This window comes from Flavobacterium algoris, assembly GCF_048158525.1.
Classification (GTDB): Bacteria; Bacteroidota; Bacteroidia; order Flavobacteriales; family Flavobacteriaceae; genus Flavobacterium; species Flavobacterium algoris.
In genome coordinates, this window is record NZ_JBLNKT010000022.1 from 20086 (window position 1) to 38873 (window position 18788).

Consider the following 18788-nt stretch of genomic DNA (forward strand, 5'->3'; position numbering starts at 1 on the left):
ATTTATGCAAATATCAGAGTTTGAATTTTAGATTAATTATTTTTTACATATATTTAATCTAAAATACTAAAAAACAAATGAATACAAAATATTCTGATTTAATAAATCAAACCTATTACTTTCCACAAGAAGAATTTACATTAAACAAAGACAATCTTCAGTTTCACAATATAGACTTGATGAAACTCGTAGAAAAATATGGTACACCATTAAAATTTACCTATTTACCTCAAATTTCCAATAACATTAACAAAGCCAAAAGCTGGTTTCGTAAATCAATGGAAAAAAATAAATATGAGGCTAAATATTACTATTGCTATTGCACAAAAAGTTCTCATTTTGAATTTATAATGAATGAGGCTTTCAAAAATAATATCCATATTGAAACTTCCTCTGCTTTTGACATCAATATTGTTGAAAATTTATTGGAAAATGGAAAAATTAACAAAAGTACTTATGTAATTTGTAATGGTTTCAAAAGAGATCAATATATTGAGAACATTGCAAGATTAGTAAATAATGGTCATAAAAATGCAATTCCAATTATTGACAATTATGAAGAACTAGATTTACTTCAAGCTCAAATAAAAGGAAAATTCAAAATTGGAATCCGTATTGCAGCTGAAGAAGAACCTAAATTTGAGTTTTATACTTCAAGATTAGGAATTGGATACAAAAACATCGTTCCTTTTTATAAAAAAGAAATAAAAGAAAATAAAAGCCTGGAACTTAAAATGTTGCACTTTTTTATTAATACGGGTATAAATGACAATGCCTATTATTGGAATGAATTAGTAAAATGTATCAAAGTATATGTCGCGCTTAAAAAAGAATGTCCTACACTAGATGGATTAAACATTGGTGGTGGTTTTCCTATCAAGAATTCATTGACATTTGAGTACGATTACCAATACATGATTGATGAGATTATCAATCAAATAAAAATAGCTTGTGATGAAGCAGAAGTTGATGTTCCAAATATCTTTACAGAATTTGGTTCGTTTACTGTTGGCGAAAGCGGTGGAGCAATTTATCAGATTTTGTATCAAAAACAACAAAATGACAGAGAAAAATGGAATATGATTGATTCCTCTTTTATCACCACTTTGCCAGATACATGGGCTATTAACAAGCGTTTTATCATGTTAGCAATAAATCGCTGGAATGATACTTACGAAAGAGTTTTGTTAGGCGGAATGACATGTGATAGTGATGATTATTACAATTCAGAGCAAAACATGAATGCCATCTATTTGCCAAAATACAACAAAGAAAAACCATTATATATAGGATTTTTCAATACCGGAGCTTATCAGGAAACTATAGGTGGATATGGTGGTTTACACCACTGCTTAATTCCACAACCCAAACACATACTGATAGATAGAGATGAAAATGGAATTTTGGCAACTGAGGTTTTCTCAGAACAACAAACCTCCGATGATGTTTTAAAAATATTAGGTTACGACAAAAAATAAATTCTTAATTATACAATTAGTCACTTTAAAAATTCGTTAAATTTGAAATACAAATTCAATGTTTCGATTTTTAAATCTTTAAATTTAAAAAAATGAGCAAAGGACCGATCAGTCAGTTTATTGAAAAGCATTACCTGCATTTCAACTCTGCATCTTTAGTTGACGCAGCTAAGGCATACGAGCAACAATTAACCAACGGTGCAAAAATGATGGTGAGCATGGCTGGCGCTATGAGTACAGCAGAGATTGGGAAGATTTTTTCAGAAATAATTCGTCAGGATAAAGTTCATATTATTTCTTGTACTGGAGCAAATCTTGAAGAAGACATTATGAATTTGGTAGCCCATTCTCATTATGAAAGAGTTCCAAATTATAGAGATTTAACTCCTCAAGATGAATGGGATTTATTAGAAAGAGGTTTAAACCGAGTTACCGATACTTGTATTCCGGAACATGAAGCGTTTCGTCGCTTGCAAAAACATATTTATAAAATTTGGAAAGACGCCGATGACAAAGGCGAAAGATATTTTCCACATGAATTTATGTATAAAATGTTACTTTCCGGTGTTCTTGAAGAATATTATGAAATTGACTTAAAAGACAGCTGGATGTATGCAGCTGCTGAGAAAAATTTACCTATCATTGTACCAGGTTGGGAAGATAGTACGATGGGAAATATATTCGCATCATATGTAATCAAAGGTGAGTTAAAAGCATCTACGATGAAATCAGGTATTGAATATATGGTTTTCTTGTCAGATTGGTATCCAAAAAACAGTACTAACGGCGTAGGTTTTTTCCAAATTGGTGGAGGTATTGCAGGAGATTTCCCAATATGTGTAGTACCAATGTTATACCAAGATATGGAAATGCATGATATTCCTTTTTGGAGTTATTTTTGTCAGATTTCAGATTCAACAACCAGTTATGGTTCTTATTCTGGAGCGGTTCCGAATGAAAAAATCACTTGGGGTAAATTAGACATAAAAACACCCAAGTTTATTATTGAGTCCGATGCTACAATTGTGGCACCTTTAATTTTCGCATATTTATTAGATTTATAGAATAACTTTATGAAAAGAGTAATAGTTGATTACGCAAAACTTACAAATGAAATTTTGAACCTTTTGGTAGAAAAATTTCCTGAAGGATATGATGACTCAAACATTATCCGTTTTAGAAATGCTAAAAATGAATTAATAGAAGCTGTCGAAGTTCGTACAGAAGACACCATTTATTTAGTAAAAGTCAGTACAAAATTAGCAGACCGAATTGAAAATTATGATGAAGATGATGATATCGATGCAGTAGTTGAACCAATAAGCGGTTTAGAACTTGATGATGATGATTCAGTAGATGATGATGACGACGATGAAAACCTTGATAAGCCCGATAAAGATAGTGGAGATGACGGTGATGATGATGACGATGAAAAAGAAGATAAAGACACCTCGGACGAAGACGATGAAGATAACGAAGATTAATTCGTTTTTTCGATAAAAATAAAAAAGGAACTCCCAAACGAGTTCCTTTTTTTATTAATTCAAAATATACGCCAAAATGACGCAACAAATTTTACATGCCAAACTCAAGGAAAACTTTGGTTTTGAAAAATTCAGACCTAATCAGGAAGACATAATAAACGGTGTCCTATCTGGCCAAGATACTTTGGCAATTATGCCAACTGGCGGAGGTAAATCAATTTGTTTTCAATTACCGGCATTAATTTTTCCAGGAATTACAATCGTGATTTCACCACTAATTGCTTTGATGAAAGATCAAGTCGATAGTTTGAAAGCAAATGGTATTGCTGCCTGTTTTATAAATAGTAGTCAAACTGAAGACGAACGTCAATTTTATATTGAAAGCTTAAAATCGAACGTTATAAAGTTAGTTTACCTTGCACCAGAAAGCCTTTCTTATCTTGATAACATTTTCAATAGTTTAATCATAAGTCTTATTGCTATTGACGAAGCCCATTGTATTTCGGCTTGGGGGCATGATTTTCGTCCTGCTTACACTAACTTAGGCTATCTAAAAAATCGCTTCCCTTCTACTCCAATCTTAGCTTTGACTGCAACGGCTGATAAAGCTACGCGTAAAGACATTAGCGAGCAATTAAATTTAATCAATCCTAAAATATTCGTAGCTTCTTTTGACAGAAAAAACCTGAGTTTGGAAGTTCGACCAGCTTTAGACCGAGTAAAACAGATTGTCGATTTTATCAAAGAAAAGCCTAACGAATCAGGAATAGTGTATTGTTTAAGTAGAAAAACAACGGAAGAACTTGCCGAAAAACTGCAAAAAATCGGCATTAATGCAAAAGCCTATCACGCCGGCTTAGACAATAAAATTCGGTCTAAAACCCAAGATGAATTCATCAATGATGATTGTCAAGTGGTTTGCGCAACAATAGCTTTTGGAATGGGAATTGACAAATCGAATGTTCGTTGGGTGATTCATTATAATTTACCTAAAAACATAGAGGGTTATTATCAAGAAATTGGCCGTGCCGGTCGCGATGGATTACCTTCAGAAACGGTATTGTTCGAAAGCTATGGTGATGTAATCCAATTACAAAAATTTGCATCACAAGGTTTGAATGCCGAAGTACAACTGGCAAAACTAGAAAGAATGAAACAATATGCTGATGCTTTGAGTTGTCGCAGGAAAATATTGCTTTCGTATTTTGGAGAACTCGTTACAGAAAACTGCGGAAATTGTGATATTTGCAAAAACCCACCTTCCTTTTTTGATGGAACTGTTATTGCACAAAAAGCATTATCCGCAATTATTCGTTTGCAAGAAACGGAGCCACTACCTGTAATCATTGACTTCTTGCGTGGTTCAAAAAATGCTTATATTTACGAAAAAGAATATCAAAATCTTAAAACATATGGTGTTGGCACTGATCTTTCCTGGTTTGACTGGAATCAATATTTAATCCAACTGATTAATTTGGGTTATTGCGAAATTGCTTTTCATCAGCAAAACAAAATTAGACTGACTGCATTTGCCAAAAAAGTATTATTTGAAGGAGAGCAAGTCCAATTGACTATTGTTCAAAAAATCAACATCGACAAACAAGAAATCAACGAAGTGAAAAGTAAATCTACTTCAAATTCATTATTTGATACGTTACGAAAACTACGTTATGAAATTTCAAAAGAAGAATCAGTTCCTGCATATGTAATTTTTAGTGATGCGGCTTTGCGCCAAATGGAAACTGAAAGACCCATTAGTGATCAGGAATTATTAGCCATTGATGGCGTTGGGAAAGCTAAACTGGAAAAATATGGTGACGCCTTTATAAAAACTATAATTGATTTTCAAAAATCTAAGGTGGTCAAAAAAAAGAAAGAAGCCACAACTTATAAAGAAACATTAGAATTGTATCAAAACGGATTATCTGTTGAAGAAATTTCTCAAAAGCGTAAATTGGGTTTGAGTACGATTATGTCCCATTTAGCCAAATTATATGTTGACGGAGCTGCTATAGATTTGAATCCGTTTATATCTAAAGAAGAAGTATCTCAAATTGCCGAAGCACAAATAAAGTTGGAATTACCAAATACCTTGAAACCGTATTTTGATTATTTTGAAGAGAAAATGGATTACGGAAAAATACGATTGGCATTGGCTATACTAGAAAAAGAAAACGCTGTATTTTAAAAATTAGTATGATAAATTCATTTCCTCCATTTGTAAATTCTCAAACTGAAATTTTGGTTTTGGGAACCATGCCTGGCATAGCTTCTCTTGAAAAACAGGAATATTATGCACATAAAAGAAATCATTTTTGGAAAATAATGTACACACAGCTGGGTAATTTACCTGTATCAGAAATTTTTGAAGAAAAGATTCAGTTATTGCAAAAAAATAAAATTGGATTGTGGGATGTATTGGAAAATTGCGAAAGAAAAGGAAGTTTAGATATTCATATTAAAAATCAAAAAGAAAATGATTTTGAATCGTTGTTTAAAGAATTTCCAGCAATCACTAAAATCATCTTTAATGGAAAAGAAAGTCATAAATATTTTCTAAAAAAATTCGGACAAATGAAAGGCATCACGTATTATGTGATGCCTTCAACTAGTCCTGCTAATACAATGTCTTTTGAAAACAAGTTAAAAATCTGGTCAACTTGCTTCGAGACCCTATAAATATCTTTCTTGAAAAACTTTTTGATGGTGTTTTTGATGACCAATAAGAATAAAACCTATTGCACGAACTGAAATAGACGTATTAGAAGCAATTCCAATTCTTTTTAATTGTTCTTCTGAAAAACTTTTAAAAAGAAACAGATTTGAATGCCTAACTGCTGATAATTCTGCTAATAAGTCCTGAATATTTCTATCATTTGCATTTGTGTTGTCTACATAATCATTTTCTTCGAAACCAGGCAATGATGTTTTGTCATTTCTTGAAATTCGCAACGCACGATACCCAAAAATACGTTCCGTATCGATGATGTGTTGAATAATATCTTTGATAGTCCACTTCCCTTCGGCGTATCTGTAATCAAATTTATCCATTGGAATATTTTGTACAAAACGAATAAAATCGTGAAGACAAATTTCCAATTCTTCAATCATATCAATATTTCCCGCAGCTCTAATATAAGTTGCGTTAAATTCAGAATATTCACTAACAGGCAATTGATCTGTTTTCATTATTTTTTCAATTAAGCTGAATTTCTACTTGCATTTGTATTTCCAAAAAGAGAACGTGTTACAATTTTCTCATACACTTTAATCAAGTCTACATCAGGATTTTTCTCTTTATTAATTTCATTAATTCTCAATAAAGCATATTGCTGTATCGTCAACAATGGCAATACAATACGCTCTCTTATTTGTATAGATGCTTTACCATCAGGATAATTCTCCATTAACTCTTTATGACCCGCAATTTTTAAAAGCAAACGTTTTGTTTCCAAAAATTCATCATAGATTATTTGCCAAAAAGCACCAAATTCAGGGTCCTTTTTCATGTATGCTGTTAATGGGAAAAATGATTTAGCCAATGACATCATACTATTTTCCAACAAAGTTTTAAAGAACAAAGAGTTGTCATATAAATCTTGAACTTTATTCCATTGATCCGTGTCTTCAAAATGCTTCAATGCTGATCCTACTCCGAAAAATCCAGGAACATTTTGTTTCAATTGACTCCAAGAACCTACAAAAGGAATTGCTCTCAAATCTGCAAAATCCAAACTTTCCGATTTACTTCTTTTTGACGGACGGCTTCCAATATTAGTTTTAGCATAATATTTCAAAGTACTCATTTGTTCCAAATATGGAATGAATTTAGGATGATTCTTGAAACTCAAGTATTTTTCATATCCTAATTCTGCCAATTGGTCTAAAATATCTTTCTCGTTAGTTGATAATTCATTCTGACCTTTGCTGAAAACTTGATTCGTTACACCCGCACTCAATAAATTCTCCAAATTATAACGACAAGAATCTAAAGTACCAAAATTAGAACTTATGGTTTGTCCTTGTACCGTAACCTGAATCTCGTTATTCTCAATATTCGGACCTAATGAAGCATAGAATTTGTGCGTTTTTCCACCACCACGAGCTGGAGGACCACCACGACCATCAAAGAAAATAGCTTTTATACCATATTTTCGAGAGATTTCAGTAAGCTCTTCTTTGGCTTTATAAATACTCCAGTTTGCCATTAAATAACCCCCATCTTTTGTACCATCAGAGAAACCAAGCATTATAGTTTGCTTATTATTTCTGTTTACTAGATGTTTCGCATAAGCTGGATTTGTATACAATTTCTCCATGATAGCATGCGCGTTTTGCAAATCATCAACAGATTCAAAAAGCGGAATAATATCAACAGTAGGATTTTCCCAATTACTTAACCGGAACAATGCGAAGGTTTCCATCACATTAAGCGCACTTTCATTATTACTTATAATATAACGATTGGCACCAAATTCACCGTTCTTCTCTTGGATTGTTTTTATAGCCTGAATTGACTCAATAGTTGATTTAGTCATTTCATTATTGAAAACATTTGGATCTAAATCTCCTTTAGTATTAGAGAGAACTGTAAATTTCTCCTCTTCTGACAATTCAAAATAATTCTCAGGAAAAACAGCTGGATTTGAATTCAAATAAAACTCAACAACGTCATTAAATACGGCATCATGAATTTTACTATTTTGACGAATATCTAAAGACGCAAAATGAAAACCAAATAAATTCACTTTAATTAACAATGAATCTAACTCATCAAGATATAATGATTGGTGTTGGTCAATAATTATTTGCTTTATTTTTTTCAACTGAGACTTAAATTCCTCCAAAGTGATAAAAATATCTCCTGTTGAATAAAAAACAGAACGATAAAGCTTATGTTCAAGTTCTGAAACTAAAACATCTACACCTGAGAAAGTTAACTTACGTTTTAAATTTCTAATTTCAATGTAATAACATTTTAATATAGAAGTTCTTAAACGTTCTGCAACCTTCAAAGTAATACCTGTTGTCACAAATGGATTTCCATCACGATCTCCACCTGGCCAAAATCCAAGTTTAATTAACGGGTTCTTAATTGAATTTCCATTAAAAATATTCTTTTGAAGATAATGAACCATATCTCCCGAAGTTTTATAAAATACATTTTCAAGATACCAAATCAAACTTACCGCTTCATCAAAAGGGTTCGGTTTTTCATTTTGAATAAAAGGGGTTTTCCCTAATTGAGCTAACAATTGCTTGATATCAAGTAAATTATTTTGACGGATAGCATCCGTTAAATCATTAATGATACCCAGCACTGCGCCAGGATAAAATTGTGTAGGATGAGCTGTCAAAACAGTTCTTACATTGAAATTTTCCAAGAAATCAATCAACTCTTCTTCCTTCTCTTTTGCTTCTGATTTTTCTTTAATATCCCTCAAAGAACCTCTTCCTTCCATATTATTAACTACAGGAAAAGCAGCATCTTCAATAGCATCAAACAAAACAATCTGTCTTTCAATGTATTGAATAAAACGAAACATCAAATCAATTTTTTCTGTTTCTGAGGCGCTATGCAAGTATCTTTTAGCAAAAAAATCGACAATTTCTTTAGGAGTTTCTTGCTTCTTAAAACCAGTATCACAAACATCTGTAAACAAAGGAAGCAAAACACCTGTATTGTCTATAGAATCAAAAGGTAATGTAATAAAAACACTATTATAAATGTGATATTTGGAAAGAACGTCTTGATTAAAACGTTCTATTTTAGGCAGCGTGTACATAATTTAGTTGTAGTTGGTTTAGTTAGTCAATTTATCATAAAAAAACCCCAAGAACAAACTTGAGGTTATATTTTAAAATATAGCGTTCAAGATTAATTACATATTTTTGAAAATAGTATGCATCAAGCGCTTCTTATCATTTATACTTTCTTCAAGAGAAATCATAGTTTCAGTTCTGTAGACTCCTTCTATATCATCAATCATAAAGATAACATCTTTAGCATGTTTCGTGTCTTTAGCTCTAATTTTACAAAAAATATTAAATTTTCCCGTTGTTACAGACGCAACAGTTACGTAAGGAATTTCATTAATACGCTCTAAAACAAATTTTGTTTGAGAAGTATTATTAAGAAATACACCTACATATGCAATAAAAGAATATCCTAATTTATCATAATCAAGAACTAATGAAGATCCCATTATAATTCCGGCATCTTCCATTTTTTTTACTCTAACATGCACTGTTCCTGCAGAAATTAACAATTTTTTTGCGATATCTGTAAACGGAACTCTTGTATTGTCAATCAACATATCTAATATCTGGTGATCTACTTCATCTAAACGAAACTTACTCATATTTCTTTAATTAATATTAATAATTGCTATTACAAAGTATAAAAATATACATAAAAATTAATAAAACGATATAAATATTATATTTTTATCATTCCGTTAACAAATTTTATGTCATTATCTAAGCAAAAATCAGCTTTTTGATTTAATTTCGGAAAATTATCATAGTCATCTTTATATAGTGCTCCTTTAGCATCATACTCATAATGACCGAAATGATTTTCTAATTCGCCAATTTGTGAAATATAGGCGTTAAAACAAATCTGATTTTCAAATAACTCTTCTTTGTATTGTGATGCAAAATTGGTGATTTTTTCGATACCATCATAATTTATTCTGATGTTTTTATACATAAAATCATAAAAAACGACTTTATTTTGAGGAATATTCAAATATTTGTTAATTCCATTGCTAACTATAACGTTTTCGCAAAGTGACGCAAAACTCGAAATTAGCGCCATGAAGACAAATTTTCTTGTTACTTCTCTCTCATAATCATTTGCAAAATGTCCCGCTTCAAACAATAAAGTAGGTACACCTAAATACTGAAAAGTATCTCCTATACAATTTATATTAAACGAATCCTCAAAACGCCCTATTTGATTCGGCAAATACTGTTGCAACGCATCGTTTATAGCCGCAATTAGATTTATAGCTTTCAATCTCGAATCATTGATTTCTCGCTCTTTATTATAAGAAGGCGCTAAAAATGACAATGTCGCTGGTTTACCAGTATCACTAACTCCAAATATAGTACGTTGATCATGAAGGTTAAAACAATAATCCGGCTTGAAAGTTTCAAAAGTTTGTCGCAATATCTTGCTTTCAGGCTGAGAAAGGTCTTGAGAATCCCTATTCAAATCTACTATATTAGCATTTTCACGCGTATATAAAGTTGCTCCGTCAGGATTTAACATCGGAATACTACAAAAAGTAAAAGCATTAAGCAATTGTTTTGCCAAATCTGACCCACTATTTAATACATTTAAAAAGTCAAAAAGTGCTTTTGTAGTTGTACTTTCATTTCCATGCATTTGAGACCAAAGAAAAATTCTGGTTTTACCTTCACCAATTTGATAGGAATAAATAGACTTTTCAAGAACTGATTTCCCAATAATTTTAAGTTGATTATTGGTGTTTAATTTCTGTAATAAAGGCTCAATTGAATCTAAAGTAATATAACGGCCGTGGATAGATTCTTCTTTATATTGATTGAATAATTGTTCTAAATTCATACTATATTATTTGATTTACAAAAGTAAACATCTTTATATTTACATTTGTAAACAAGTAAAATTTAAATTATTTCAATGATGTAAACAATTTTTCTTGTTATTTACTCTAAAGCAAACTCTTTATAATTGACAAATGTTACCTTAAATATAATTACAAGATAATTTATTATTTATCAATTACTTAAATATTTTTATTTATATTAAAACATTAATAAAAATATTTAAATAAATACTATTTACACTTGTAATTTTGGCAATTTAACTTAATTTAGTTACATTTGTAAATAGATTATTATTAATCAAAATTTACAATGGTAAACATAGACGATTTTATAAAAAGACTAGAAATTATACTGGATTATTACGGTCTGAATGCTTCTTCTTTTGCAGATAAAATTGGCGTTCAGCGTTCGAGTTTGTCTCACCTTCTTTCGGGAAGAAACAAACCAAGTCTGGATTTTATCCTTAAAATTTTAGATGTTTTTCCTGATGTTGATTTGTATTGGATTTTGAATGGAAAAGGAACGTTTCCAAAAAACACTGCGCAAATCGATACCACAGAAAATGTATTTGAAGAAGTTGTAAAACAAAATATCCCTACTCCATTAAACAACGAAATTATTCCTGAAAATTTATTCTCAGAAATAAAAGACACGAATCCAATAAACTCTTTGGATACAAAAAAAATGGAAAGTCAAAATATAGCAAAGGAATCTTTTTCGAGTGAAATTGATAAGATTGTAATTTTTTATAAAAATGGAACATTTAAAAGTTATGTTTCAGATTAATTTTCAGAACGATTTATAATAATAAATAGTCTTGTTATTTTTTAAAATAAAAGAGATTTAATTTATTCCTTAAACCCTTTTTCAGGAATTTTACCTTCAACTCCTAAATAATGTTTTTTCAAAATAAGCATATCAGCTTCTAAATTTCCTGAAGGAATTATTAGATTTCCTAAATTGACTTCTTTTTTACCAAAATCAAAAGCAACAGGAATTATGGGAACATTTGCTTTTAGTGCAATGTAATAAAATCCTGTTTTTAGTTCGCTTACTTTTTTACGGGTTCCTTCGGGAGCAACAGCAAGTCTAAAAATTTCCTTTCGTTGAAAAATAGCTGCAATAGAATCTACTTTATTCAATCCACCTGTTCTATCTAATGGTTCCCCTCCCATGTATCTAAAATAAAACCCGAAAGGAAAACGAAACAATTCTTTTTTTCCAACCCAATTCATTTCTAAGCCAGTTATTCCTCTGGTGAAAATACCCAAATAAAAATCATGCGCACTAGTATGAGGCATAACCATCATTACACATTTTTTTATATCTGTATCAATTGTTCCAACTATTTTCCAACCCATAAGCTTGAAAAATATCCATTTATAAAATTGTTTCTTCATCACTCCTTATCTTTTGCACAAAATAATTAATATCTATTTATAAATTAAAACACATAAAATTCTAAATAAAACCTCAAGAAGTTCTTGAGGTTTTATCGTTATTATATTCATTTTACCAAAATAATGAATTGTTTCTAAAAAATCTATTCTCTAAACATTCAATTTTGCTTTCTTTCTTTTCTCTCTTTCCTGTACATCAATCACCTGAAGATGCAAATATTGGTGCTACTATGGGGGAAACTACTGGAATGTTGGCACAACCTATTTTAAAAAAGAAAAATGAAATTAGTACCTTTTAAAAATAATAAAGGGCAAACTAAGATTGGTTGGCTAAAAGATAATGGCGTGGTTGAAATGCAAAAAGCAGATCAACGATTGCCTAATGATATGTTGAGTTTTATTGATGGCCATGAAGATTATTATAAAATTATAAAAAACAACAATTTAGAAGCTATTCCTCCACACTATACATTAGAAGAAGTAACCCTTTTGGCTCCTTTGCCAAACCCAAGAAGTTTTAGAGACTATATAGGTTTTGAACAACACATGGCTTAATGCTTCCAAATCTTTCGGTCATACGGTTGGAGCGGCTTGGTATGAAATACCTATTTTTTATTTTGCAAACCATCAAGCTATTTATGGTCCTGAAGATAACATTCTTCGTCCTGACGATGAAACTAAGCTCGACATCGAATTAGAAATGGCGGTCGTAATTGGTAAGAAAGGAAAAGACATTAAAGCCGAAAATGCTGATGATTATATTTTTGGTTACACTATTTTTAATGACTGGACAGCCCGTGCCATCCAAAACATGAAATGACTGTTCCACTTGGCCCACATAAAGGAAAAGATTTTGCTAATGCAATTGGTCCTTGTATCGTTACCAAAGATGAATTTGAAAAATACCGTTGCCGCATTTCAAGAGAATCGCATCAGGAACATTTGGCTATGCCAAAAAGTACAACCGATCGTTTCGATATAAAGATGACTTCAAGAATTAATGGAGAAACAATATGCAAAGGGAACTATAAAACCGTTCATTGGACTTTTCCACAAATGATGGAACGCGCTTCAGAGAACAATGTAAACCTTATGCCAGGAGATATCTTAGAATCCGGTACTGTTGGTTGGGGAAGTTTGATAGAAAATAATTTTTCAGTTCACCGTCCTTTTGAACCTGGAGATGTAGTGGAACTGGAGATTGAAGAGATCGGGATTTTTAAAAACACAGTGGTTTAAGCTGTTCAAATAAATATTTTCAATTTAGTTCGAAAATGCCTAAAACACTTGTTGTTTTAGGTATTTTTTTTGCTTCAAAATCATGTAATTTTATTTTATTCCATTAGGTAATTAATATACATTTGACCGCATCATAATGTATAACAATACTGGAATAATCAATATATTTGTACCAAGTCGAAAAAATATTTTATAAGAATTAGTTTACTTGGTTATTTTACTTTTGTGAAGTATTAGTAATTAGCTTTAATAATAACTAGAAATATCTTCCGTTAAATAGTATTACAACTCAAATATTTTTTGAGTAAAATTGTCACAAATGATTAAAAAAATATTCAGTTACCTTATTCCTATAAAAATTTATCAATCAAAATCTTCATTGAGCAAATCGATTGAAGTGACTTGGGCAAATGGGGAGTTAGTTTTAGATTCTGAAAATGCCAATTATTCGTATGGAAGCCTACAACGCATTTTAAGAATTGGTCTAAAAAACATCGGCTTTGAAAAAATAGCAGCTATGGAACATATTCTTGTTTTGGGAGTAGCCGGAGGCAGTGTTATAAAAACGTTGGTTGATGAAATTAAATTTAAAGGAAAAATAACCGGAGTAGAAATTGATTCCGATATAATTAAGGTGGCTAATAAATATTTTGCCTTAGATAAAATACCCCAACTTGATATTGTTATTGAAGATGCCTTTGAATTTGTTTTGAAAACCAAAAATAAATACGATTTAATTATTATTGATATCTTCCAAGATACTACAATGCCCAATTTTTTATTTGAAACATTTTTTATCAACCGAATCTGCTTTCTTTTAAAAAGTCGAGGTTTCATTCTTTTCAATACAATGATTTTGAATGAAACCCAAAATATAAGAAATCGAAAATATGTTTCAGAATTTTATGAAAATCAATTCAGAATAAGAACCATACCCAGAATTGAAATACACAATGAATTAATCGTAATTGAAAAATTAGAATAAAAACTGCTACTATTAAATAGAAACGCAGATTCATAGATTATTAATTAAATCTGTGAATCTGCGTTTTTTTTCAAATATAAATTTATTTCAAAAAAATAGGGAAACCTAATCCCCTATTTTTATTTTCTTAATTTACTTTCTTTATATCATTCTTTATTTCCCGTTCAGTCACTTTTCCATATTTTTCAGCAATCTTTTTGATATCTTCTGATTTTCCTACTAATACAAATTGCAACTTATCCTTAGGAAAATATTTAGCAATGATTTGGTTCGCTTTTGCTAAATCTAGGCTATCTACATTTTTTTCAAAATTATCGATGAACGATTTATCAAAATTATACCAAAACATTTGAGACAATAAGTTGGCTAATTGATCTGTAGTTTCATATCGAGGAGGAAACTGTCCTTTCACATAGTTTTTGGCAGAGCTCAATGCCTTTTGATCAATCCCATTTGCATGTAATTTATTTAATACCTCCAAAGCTTTATCAATTGCAGGCTCCGTCGTTTTAACGGCTGTAAAAGTGCTAATCACAAAAGAACCACCATTCTTTAAAGCATTAAATCTACTTGAAGCTCCATAAGTCAAACCCGAATTTACTCTAAGTTCATCATTTAACATGGAAGTAAACCGTCCTCCAAATAAGGTATTGACAACATCAATAGCTACATAATCTGGATTATTTCGATTCACGCCTGGTGCACCAATATAAAATGTTGTCTCCTTGGCATCTCCTTTATTAACTAGCAATACCTTATTTTCGGTAGGAATGTTAATTGTTTTTGAAGCTGGATTTTCTTCGTCTTTTGCTGATTTTTCCCAACCCGAAAACAACTTGGTTAGTTTAACTTTCATTTCATTCGAAACAAAATCCCCTACAATACTTATAACAGCATTATTCGGTTTATAATTTGTGTTATAAAAATCTTTAACATCATTGACTGTTAATTTGCTAACCGTTGTATTATTTCCATTTATAACATTTCCATAGGCATGATTCCCATACAAAAGAGAATCAAAATAGGCTCCTATTACTGATCTTGGACTTTCTTTTTGTTGTTCCAATGTAACTAATAAACGGCTTTTCTCTTTTTCAAACTCGGCAGCATCAAAAACAGGATTCAATAGTATTTCTTTAATGATACCGAGTACTTTTTCTTTATCCTTAGTTGCAAATTTCGAAGTAAGACCAGAAAATTCTTTTGAAGCATACGTATTTACATCAGCCCCAATAAAATCTAATTCTTCATCTAATTTTATCTTTGTAAAGTTTTTAGTGCCATGTTTTAGTGCTGTAGCAGTCAATGATGCTAAACCAGATTTATTATAGTCATAGATTGCACCGGCTGGAAGAATGACTGAAACACTGATAACGGGAACATCGTGTTGTTCCATAAGGTTAACAGTAAGTCCGTTTGGCAATTTAAAAGTGGTATAATTTGGTAATTTAAAGCGCTGCGCTGATAGGTTTATACTAGTAATCACCAGTAGGCAGAATATCATGAGTTTTTGGTTGATCTGTTTCATAAAGTTAATCTTCTACATTTGTTTTTAATACACCTACGGTTCTGTTACTTTTTGTAAAATATTTTTTGGCAACATTCTGCACATCAGCTACAGTAATTTTATTATAGTTGGCTGGTGCGTCAAACATTTTTCTATAATCTCCAAAAAACACTTCGTAAGTACCTATGTTATTTGACTTTCCATCGATAGTTTCTACTTGGGAGTAAAATTCCATCAGTTTTTGGTTTTTTATTTTCTGAAGTTCAGTTTCACTGATGCCATCCTTTTTTATTTTTTCAATCTCAATATAAATCGCTTGCTCTAAATCAGTCTCTTTAACATCTTTATTGGCAACTGCATAGAAATTAAAAAGTTTAGGATCAAAACTATCTCCAAAATCAGTAAATACTTGTGTAGCCAATTGTTTTTGATTTACCAGAGAAGCATACAATCGTGATGAATTTCCACTTGAAAGAACTGAACTAAGAATATTCAATGCATAATAATCCACATTTTTAGATTCTGGCGTATGATACCCAATCATGAGATATGGAGTAGCCACTTCTTTTTTAACAACTATTCTGCGTTCCCCAGTTTGAGCAGGTTCCACAATATGAACTTTAGGCGGAGCAGGTTGTGCCGGAATAATTTCAAGATATTTTTCAGCAAATTGCTTCACTTTTTCCATTTTGATAGCGCCAGAAACTACAACTACACAGTTATTTGGAGCATAATAGGTTTTAAAATAGTGTTCCAAATCTTGTTGGGTCCAGTTTTTCATATCATCTTCATAGCCTATAACTGGCCAATGGTACGGATGTTCCTGAAAAGCAGTCGCCTGCATAGACTGTGACAATAAACGCCATGGAGAATTTTCAAGGCCGGTACGACGCTCACTTAAAACCACACCTCTTTCACTTTCTACCATAGCAGGATCAATACTCAAACTGGAAATTCTGTCGCCTTCAAGATCAAATATAACTTCAGATGCTGATGCTGGAAACCAGTTGGAATATACCGTAACATTTTCAGTAGTATAGGCATTATTGGCGCCACCGTTAAATTCCATGGTTTGGTCAAAGAGTTTTGGACCATATTTTTTAGCTCCATTGAACATCATGTGTTCAAAAAAATGAGAAAGTCCAGTGATACCTTGGTATTCATTTCGGCTTCCCACCTTATAAAACAAATACATATTCGCATTTGGAATAGAGAAATCTTCCACAACCAGAAACTTCATTCCGTTTGTAAGAGTAAACGTTTTTACATCATCTGCTTTCATTTGTGCATGTCCATAAATAGATCCCAAAAGAATAAGACGGAGCATTATTTTTTTCATAAGTCAATAAATTAGTTAGGCTAAAACTACTACATTTTATTGACTATTTGAAATTTTATAACAATGCCTTCAAATGAGGATTTATTTATAACATTTAAAAGGAATGATTTAGTAAATGCTAACAAACTATTTTACCTCGAATTCACGTAATTTTTGAAATAAAGTTTAAAAAAATTCGTGAATTCATGGTTATTCTTAAAGCATTTTTCTTGCTTTTTCTAAATCTTCCGGAGTATCAATTCCGATTCCGACATGTGTAGTTTCGACCATTTTGATACGTTTTCCAAATTCTAAATAGCGTAATTGCTCCAGTTTTTCAGATGCTTCCAATGATTTCATCGGTAAACTATAAAAATCCAATAAAGCTTGTTTTCTAAAGGCATAAATCCCGATGTGTTGCATATAACGAACGCCCACATTTTTCTCTCTTGGATACGGAATCACCGAACGTGAAAAGTACAAAGCAAATCCGTTTTGATCCACCACAACTTTTACATTATTGGGATTATTGATTTCCTCTTCGTTTGTAATTTCACGCATCAAGGAAGCCAAATCTACTTTTTTATCCAAATCATTTTTAAAAACTTCAATGACTTTTGCCAAAGGTTCCGCATCAATAAACGGTTCGTCTCCTTGTACATTAATCACAATGTCAACATCCAGATTTTCGACCGCTTCTGCAATTCGATCACTTCCTGATTCGTGTTCTTTGATGCTTCGAATGGCTTTTCCACTATGAGAAACAATTTCATCATAAATTAAATCCGAATCGGTTACCACAAAAACATCATCAAACAATTGCGTGTTTACGGCTGCTTCATAAGTTCTTAAAATGACCGTTTTACCTCCCAGATCCTGCATTAGTTTTGCGGGAAATCGTGTCGAAGCGTAACGGGCGGGAATGACTGCTATTATTTTCATTTTTATATTTTTAATTTTGCCACGAAGGCACTAAGTCGCAAAGTTTTAATTTTTATCTGGGGCAAAAGCAACAATCAAGTTCGCTTGGTGCTAAGTTAGTATGTTTTTAGGATTTACAAAATTGTTCTTAATTATCAACCTAAGTTTACTTTGTGATATTCCAAAAACTAATTTTCCGCCTAATTGAAAAACCTAATTTCTCGTACAATTGTATTGCTCCATTATTATCTTCAATCACATGTAAAAAAGGAATTTTATTTTGGTTCAAAACTTCATTTACGGTATGGGCAACTAATTGTTTGGCGTATCCTTTTCCTGTATGATTGGGATGTGTAACTACTGCGCTGACTTCAATAAAATCATTCATTTGCATGCGCTCACCAGTCACGGCAACAAGTTCATCTTTTTTGAAAATACCGTAATAATTGCCTAATAAAGCAGTTTTCTTTTTAAAATATCCTGGCTGCACCAAGTTTACCAACTCATATAAAGCATCAATATGTTCGTCAGTAAGTATTATGATTGGATCATTAATTAGAATATCGATTGGATTGTAAACAATTATTTGAAGACAAACCAATTCTTTATTTAACTTTAATAGATTTGAAAGTTCTGGTTTTTCTCCAACAATAAAAAAATTGTCAACCATCGCAGAATATTCATCGATAGACTTTTCAGTTGCATTGCCTTTTTCAAAACCACCAAACGGACAATAATCAGGATGATAGAATTTTACACTACCGTAATCCACCGCAAAACTTTGATGCGTTTCTGATAATGAAAACCAAACCGGATTATCTAATTTTTTATCATCTTGTATTTTCACAATAAATATTTTT

At 31.4% G+C, this 18788-nt stretch carries 17 protein-coding genes and 1 pseudogene; 9 read left to right on the top strand and 9 right to left on the bottom strand.

What is annotated here, in order from left to right; translation table 11 throughout:
- Window positions 1–77 precede the first annotated feature (77 nt).
- From ACM55I_RS11625 to ACM55I_RS11645, 5 genes are all read left to right on the top strand, one after another.
- A complete protein-coding gene (locus ACM55I_RS11625) occupies window positions 78–1478 on the top strand; it encodes a type III PLP-dependent enzyme domain-containing protein (RefSeq protein ID WP_039108056.1) in 1401 nt (466 codons plus the stop codon).
- A gap of 92 nt (window positions 1479–1570) precedes the next feature.
- Window positions 1571–2542, top strand: a complete 972-nt coding sequence (locus ACM55I_RS11630; RefSeq protein ID WP_416846972.1) for a deoxyhypusine synthase family protein — start codon at window positions 1571–1573, stop codon at window positions 2540–2542.
- Window positions 2543–2551: 9 nt separating this feature from the next.
- Window positions 2552–2962 carry a DNA primase gene (locus ACM55I_RS11635; RefSeq protein ID WP_416846973.1) on the top strand — a complete coding sequence of 137 codons (411 nt, stop codon included), beginning with the start codon at window positions 2552–2554 and terminating at the stop codon, window positions 2960–2962.
- Between the two features lie 76 nt (window positions 2963–3038).
- Window positions 3039–5150 (top strand): DNA helicase RecQ, encoded by a 2112-nt coding sequence (recQ, locus tag ACM55I_RS11640; RefSeq protein WP_416846974.1) that lies wholly within the window; start codon window positions 3039–3041, stop codon window positions 5148–5150.
- Window positions 5151–5158: 8 nt separating this feature from the next.
- On the top strand, window positions 5159–5641 hold the full coding sequence (locus ACM55I_RS11645) for a DNA-deoxyinosine glycosylase (protein WP_416846975.1): 483 nt from the start codon (window positions 5159–5161) through the stop codon (window positions 5639–5641).
- Here the strand turns inward: ACM55I_RS11645 and ACM55I_RS11650 are convergent.
- From ACM55I_RS11650 to ACM55I_RS11665, 4 genes are all read right to left on the bottom strand, one after another.
- Complete coding sequence (locus ACM55I_RS11650; RefSeq protein ID WP_416846976.1) at window positions 5636–6151, bottom strand: DinB family protein; 516 nt, start codon at window positions 6149–6151, stop codon at window positions 5636–5638. The two genes, ACM55I_RS11645 and ACM55I_RS11650, sit on opposite strands and share 6 nt — an antisense overlap.
- Before the next feature lie 11 nt (window positions 6152–6162).
- Window positions 6163–8748 carry a phosphoenolpyruvate carboxylase gene (locus ACM55I_RS11655; protein ID WP_416846978.1) on the bottom strand — a complete coding sequence of 862 codons (2586 nt, stop codon included), beginning with the start codon at window positions 8746–8748 and terminating at the stop codon, window positions 6163–6165.
- 96 nt (window positions 8749–8844) lie between these two features.
- A complete protein-coding gene (locus ACM55I_RS11660; protein ID WP_035672404.1) occupies window positions 8845–9324 on the bottom strand; it encodes an Lrp/AsnC family transcriptional regulator in 480 nt (159 codons plus the stop codon).
- Between the two features lie 77 nt (window positions 9325–9401).
- Window positions 9402–10556: a M14 family metallopeptidase gene (locus ACM55I_RS11665; protein WP_416846979.1), complete on the bottom strand. Its 1155-nt coding sequence runs from the start codon at window positions 10554–10556 to the stop codon at window positions 9402–9404.
- A 311-nt stretch (window positions 10557–10867) separates the two neighbouring features.
- On the opposite strand from ACM55I_RS11665, the gene ACM55I_RS11670 reads away from it, so the two are divergent.
- Window positions 10868–11344, top strand: a complete 477-nt coding sequence (locus ACM55I_RS11670) for a helix-turn-helix domain-containing protein (RefSeq protein ID WP_416846980.1) — start codon at window positions 10868–10870, stop codon at window positions 11342–11344.
- Between the two features lie 62 nt (window positions 11345–11406).
- Here the strand turns inward: ACM55I_RS11670 and ACM55I_RS11675 are convergent, their stop codons facing one another.
- A complete protein-coding gene (locus tag ACM55I_RS11675; protein ID WP_416846982.1) occupies window positions 11407–11958 on the bottom strand; it encodes a 1-acyl-sn-glycerol-3-phosphate acyltransferase in 552 nt (183 codons plus the stop codon).
- Between the two features lie 279 nt (window positions 11959–12237).
- Between ACM55I_RS11675 and ACM55I_RS11680 the strand changes: the two genes are divergently transcribed.
- The 3 genes and pseudogenes from ACM55I_RS11680 to ACM55I_RS11690 all read left to right on the top strand — a co-directional run bounded on the left by ACM55I_RS11680 (window position 12238) and on the right by ACM55I_RS11690 (window position 14182).
- Window positions 12238–12513: a hypothetical protein gene (locus ACM55I_RS11680; protein ID WP_416846983.1), complete on the top strand. Its 276-nt coding sequence runs from the start codon at window positions 12238–12240 to the stop codon at window positions 12511–12513.
- Window positions 12494–13197, top strand: a pseudogene (locus tag ACM55I_RS11685) (fumarylacetoacetate hydrolase family protein). The gene ACM55I_RS11680 and the pseudogene ACM55I_RS11685 overlap by 20 nt, the downstream one beginning before the upstream one ends.
- 319 nt (window positions 13198–13516) lie before the next feature.
- Window positions 13517–14182, top strand: coding sequence for a spermidine synthase (locus ACM55I_RS11690; RefSeq protein WP_416846985.1), 666 nt, complete (start codon window positions 13517–13519; stop codon window positions 14180–14182).
- Between the two features lie 127 nt (window positions 14183–14309).
- Here ACM55I_RS11690 and ACM55I_RS11695 read toward each other — a convergent pair whose 3' ends face one another.
- The 4 genes from ACM55I_RS11695 to ACM55I_RS11710 all read right to left on the bottom strand — a co-directional run bounded on the left by ACM55I_RS11695 (window position 14310) and on the right by ACM55I_RS11710 (window position 18775).
- Window positions 14310–15710 carry a M16 family metallopeptidase gene (locus tag ACM55I_RS11695; RefSeq protein WP_416846987.1) on the bottom strand — a complete coding sequence of 467 codons (1401 nt, stop codon included), beginning with the start codon at window positions 15708–15710 and terminating at the stop codon, window positions 14310–14312.
- A 4-nt stretch (window positions 15711–15714) separates the two neighbouring features.
- The gene (locus ACM55I_RS11700; RefSeq protein WP_416846988.1) at window positions 15715–17028 is read right to left on the bottom strand and encodes a M16 family metallopeptidase; all 1314 of its coding nucleotides are present in this window, start codon (window positions 17026–17028) and stop codon (window positions 15715–15717) included.
- A 195-nt stretch (window positions 17029–17223) separates the two neighbouring features.
- Window positions 17224–17949: a 3-deoxy-manno-octulosonate cytidylyltransferase gene (kdsB, locus tag ACM55I_RS11705; RefSeq protein ID WP_416846990.1), complete on the bottom strand. Its 726-nt coding sequence runs from the start codon at window positions 17947–17949 to the stop codon at window positions 17224–17226.
- Window positions 17950–18094: 145 nt separating this feature from the next.
- A complete protein-coding gene (locus tag ACM55I_RS11710) occupies window positions 18095–18775 on the bottom strand; it encodes a GNAT family N-acetyltransferase (protein ID WP_416846991.1) in 681 nt (226 codons plus the stop codon).
- Window positions 18776–18788 lie beyond the last annotated feature (13 nt).

What these genes read in the sequence shown, in the direction of transcription:
- ACM55I_RS11625 (WP_039108056.1), top strand. Translation starts at nt 78, where the DNA reads ATGAATACAAAATATTCTGATTTAATAAATCAAACCTATTACTTTCCA.
- ACM55I_RS11675 (WP_416846982.1), bottom strand. Translation starts at nt 11,958, where the DNA reads ATGAAGAAACAATTTTATAAATGGATATTTTTCAAGCTTATGGGTTGG.
- ACM55I_RS11630 (WP_416846972.1), top strand. Translation starts at nt 1,571, where the DNA reads ATGAGCAAAGGACCGATCAGTCAGTTTATTGAAAAGCATTACCTGCAT.
- ACM55I_RS11680 (WP_416846983.1), top strand. Translation starts at nt 12,238, where the DNA reads ATGAAATTAGTACCTTTTAAAAATAATAAAGGGCAAACTAAGATTGGT.
- ACM55I_RS11670 (WP_416846980.1), top strand. Translation starts at nt 10,868, where the DNA reads ATGGTAAACATAGACGATTTTATAAAAAGACTAGAAATTATACTGGAT.
- ACM55I_RS11700 (WP_416846988.1), bottom strand. Translation starts at nt 17,028, where the DNA reads ATGAAAAAAATAATGCTCCGTCTTATTCTTTTGGGATCTATTTATGGA.
- ACM55I_RS11690 (WP_416846985.1), top strand. Translation starts at nt 13,517, where the DNA reads ATGATTAAAAAAATATTCAGTTACCTTATTCCTATAAAAATTTATCAA.
- ACM55I_RS11650 (WP_416846976.1), bottom strand. Translation starts at nt 6,151, where the DNA reads ATGAAAACAGATCAATTGCCTGTTAGTGAATATTCTGAATTTAACGCA.
- kdsB (WP_416846990.1), bottom strand. Translation starts at nt 17,949, where the DNA reads ATGAAAATAATAGCAGTCATTCCCGCCCGTTACGCTTCGACACGATTT.
- ACM55I_RS11660 (WP_035672404.1), bottom strand. Translation starts at nt 9,324, where the DNA reads ATGAGTAAGTTTCGTTTAGATGAAGTAGATCACCAGATATTAGATATG.
- recQ (WP_416846974.1), top strand. Translation starts at nt 3,039, where the DNA reads ATGACGCAACAAATTTTACATGCCAAACTCAAGGAAAACTTTGGTTTT.
- ACM55I_RS11645 (WP_416846975.1), top strand. Translation starts at nt 5,159, where the DNA reads ATGATAAATTCATTTCCTCCATTTGTAAATTCTCAAACTGAAATTTTG.
- ACM55I_RS11655 (WP_416846978.1), bottom strand. Translation starts at nt 8,748, where the DNA reads ATGTACACGCTGCCTAAAATAGAACGTTTTAATCAAGACGTTCTTTCC.
- ACM55I_RS11665 (WP_416846979.1), bottom strand. Translation starts at nt 10,556, where the DNA reads ATGAATTTAGAACAATTATTCAATCAATATAAAGAAGAATCTATCCAC.
- ACM55I_RS11695 (WP_416846987.1), bottom strand. Translation starts at nt 15,710, where the DNA reads ATGAAACAGATCAACCAAAAACTCATGATATTCTGCCTACTGGTGATT.
- ACM55I_RS11635 (WP_416846973.1), top strand. Translation starts at nt 2,552, where the DNA reads ATGAAAAGAGTAATAGTTGATTACGCAAAACTTACAAATGAAATTTTG.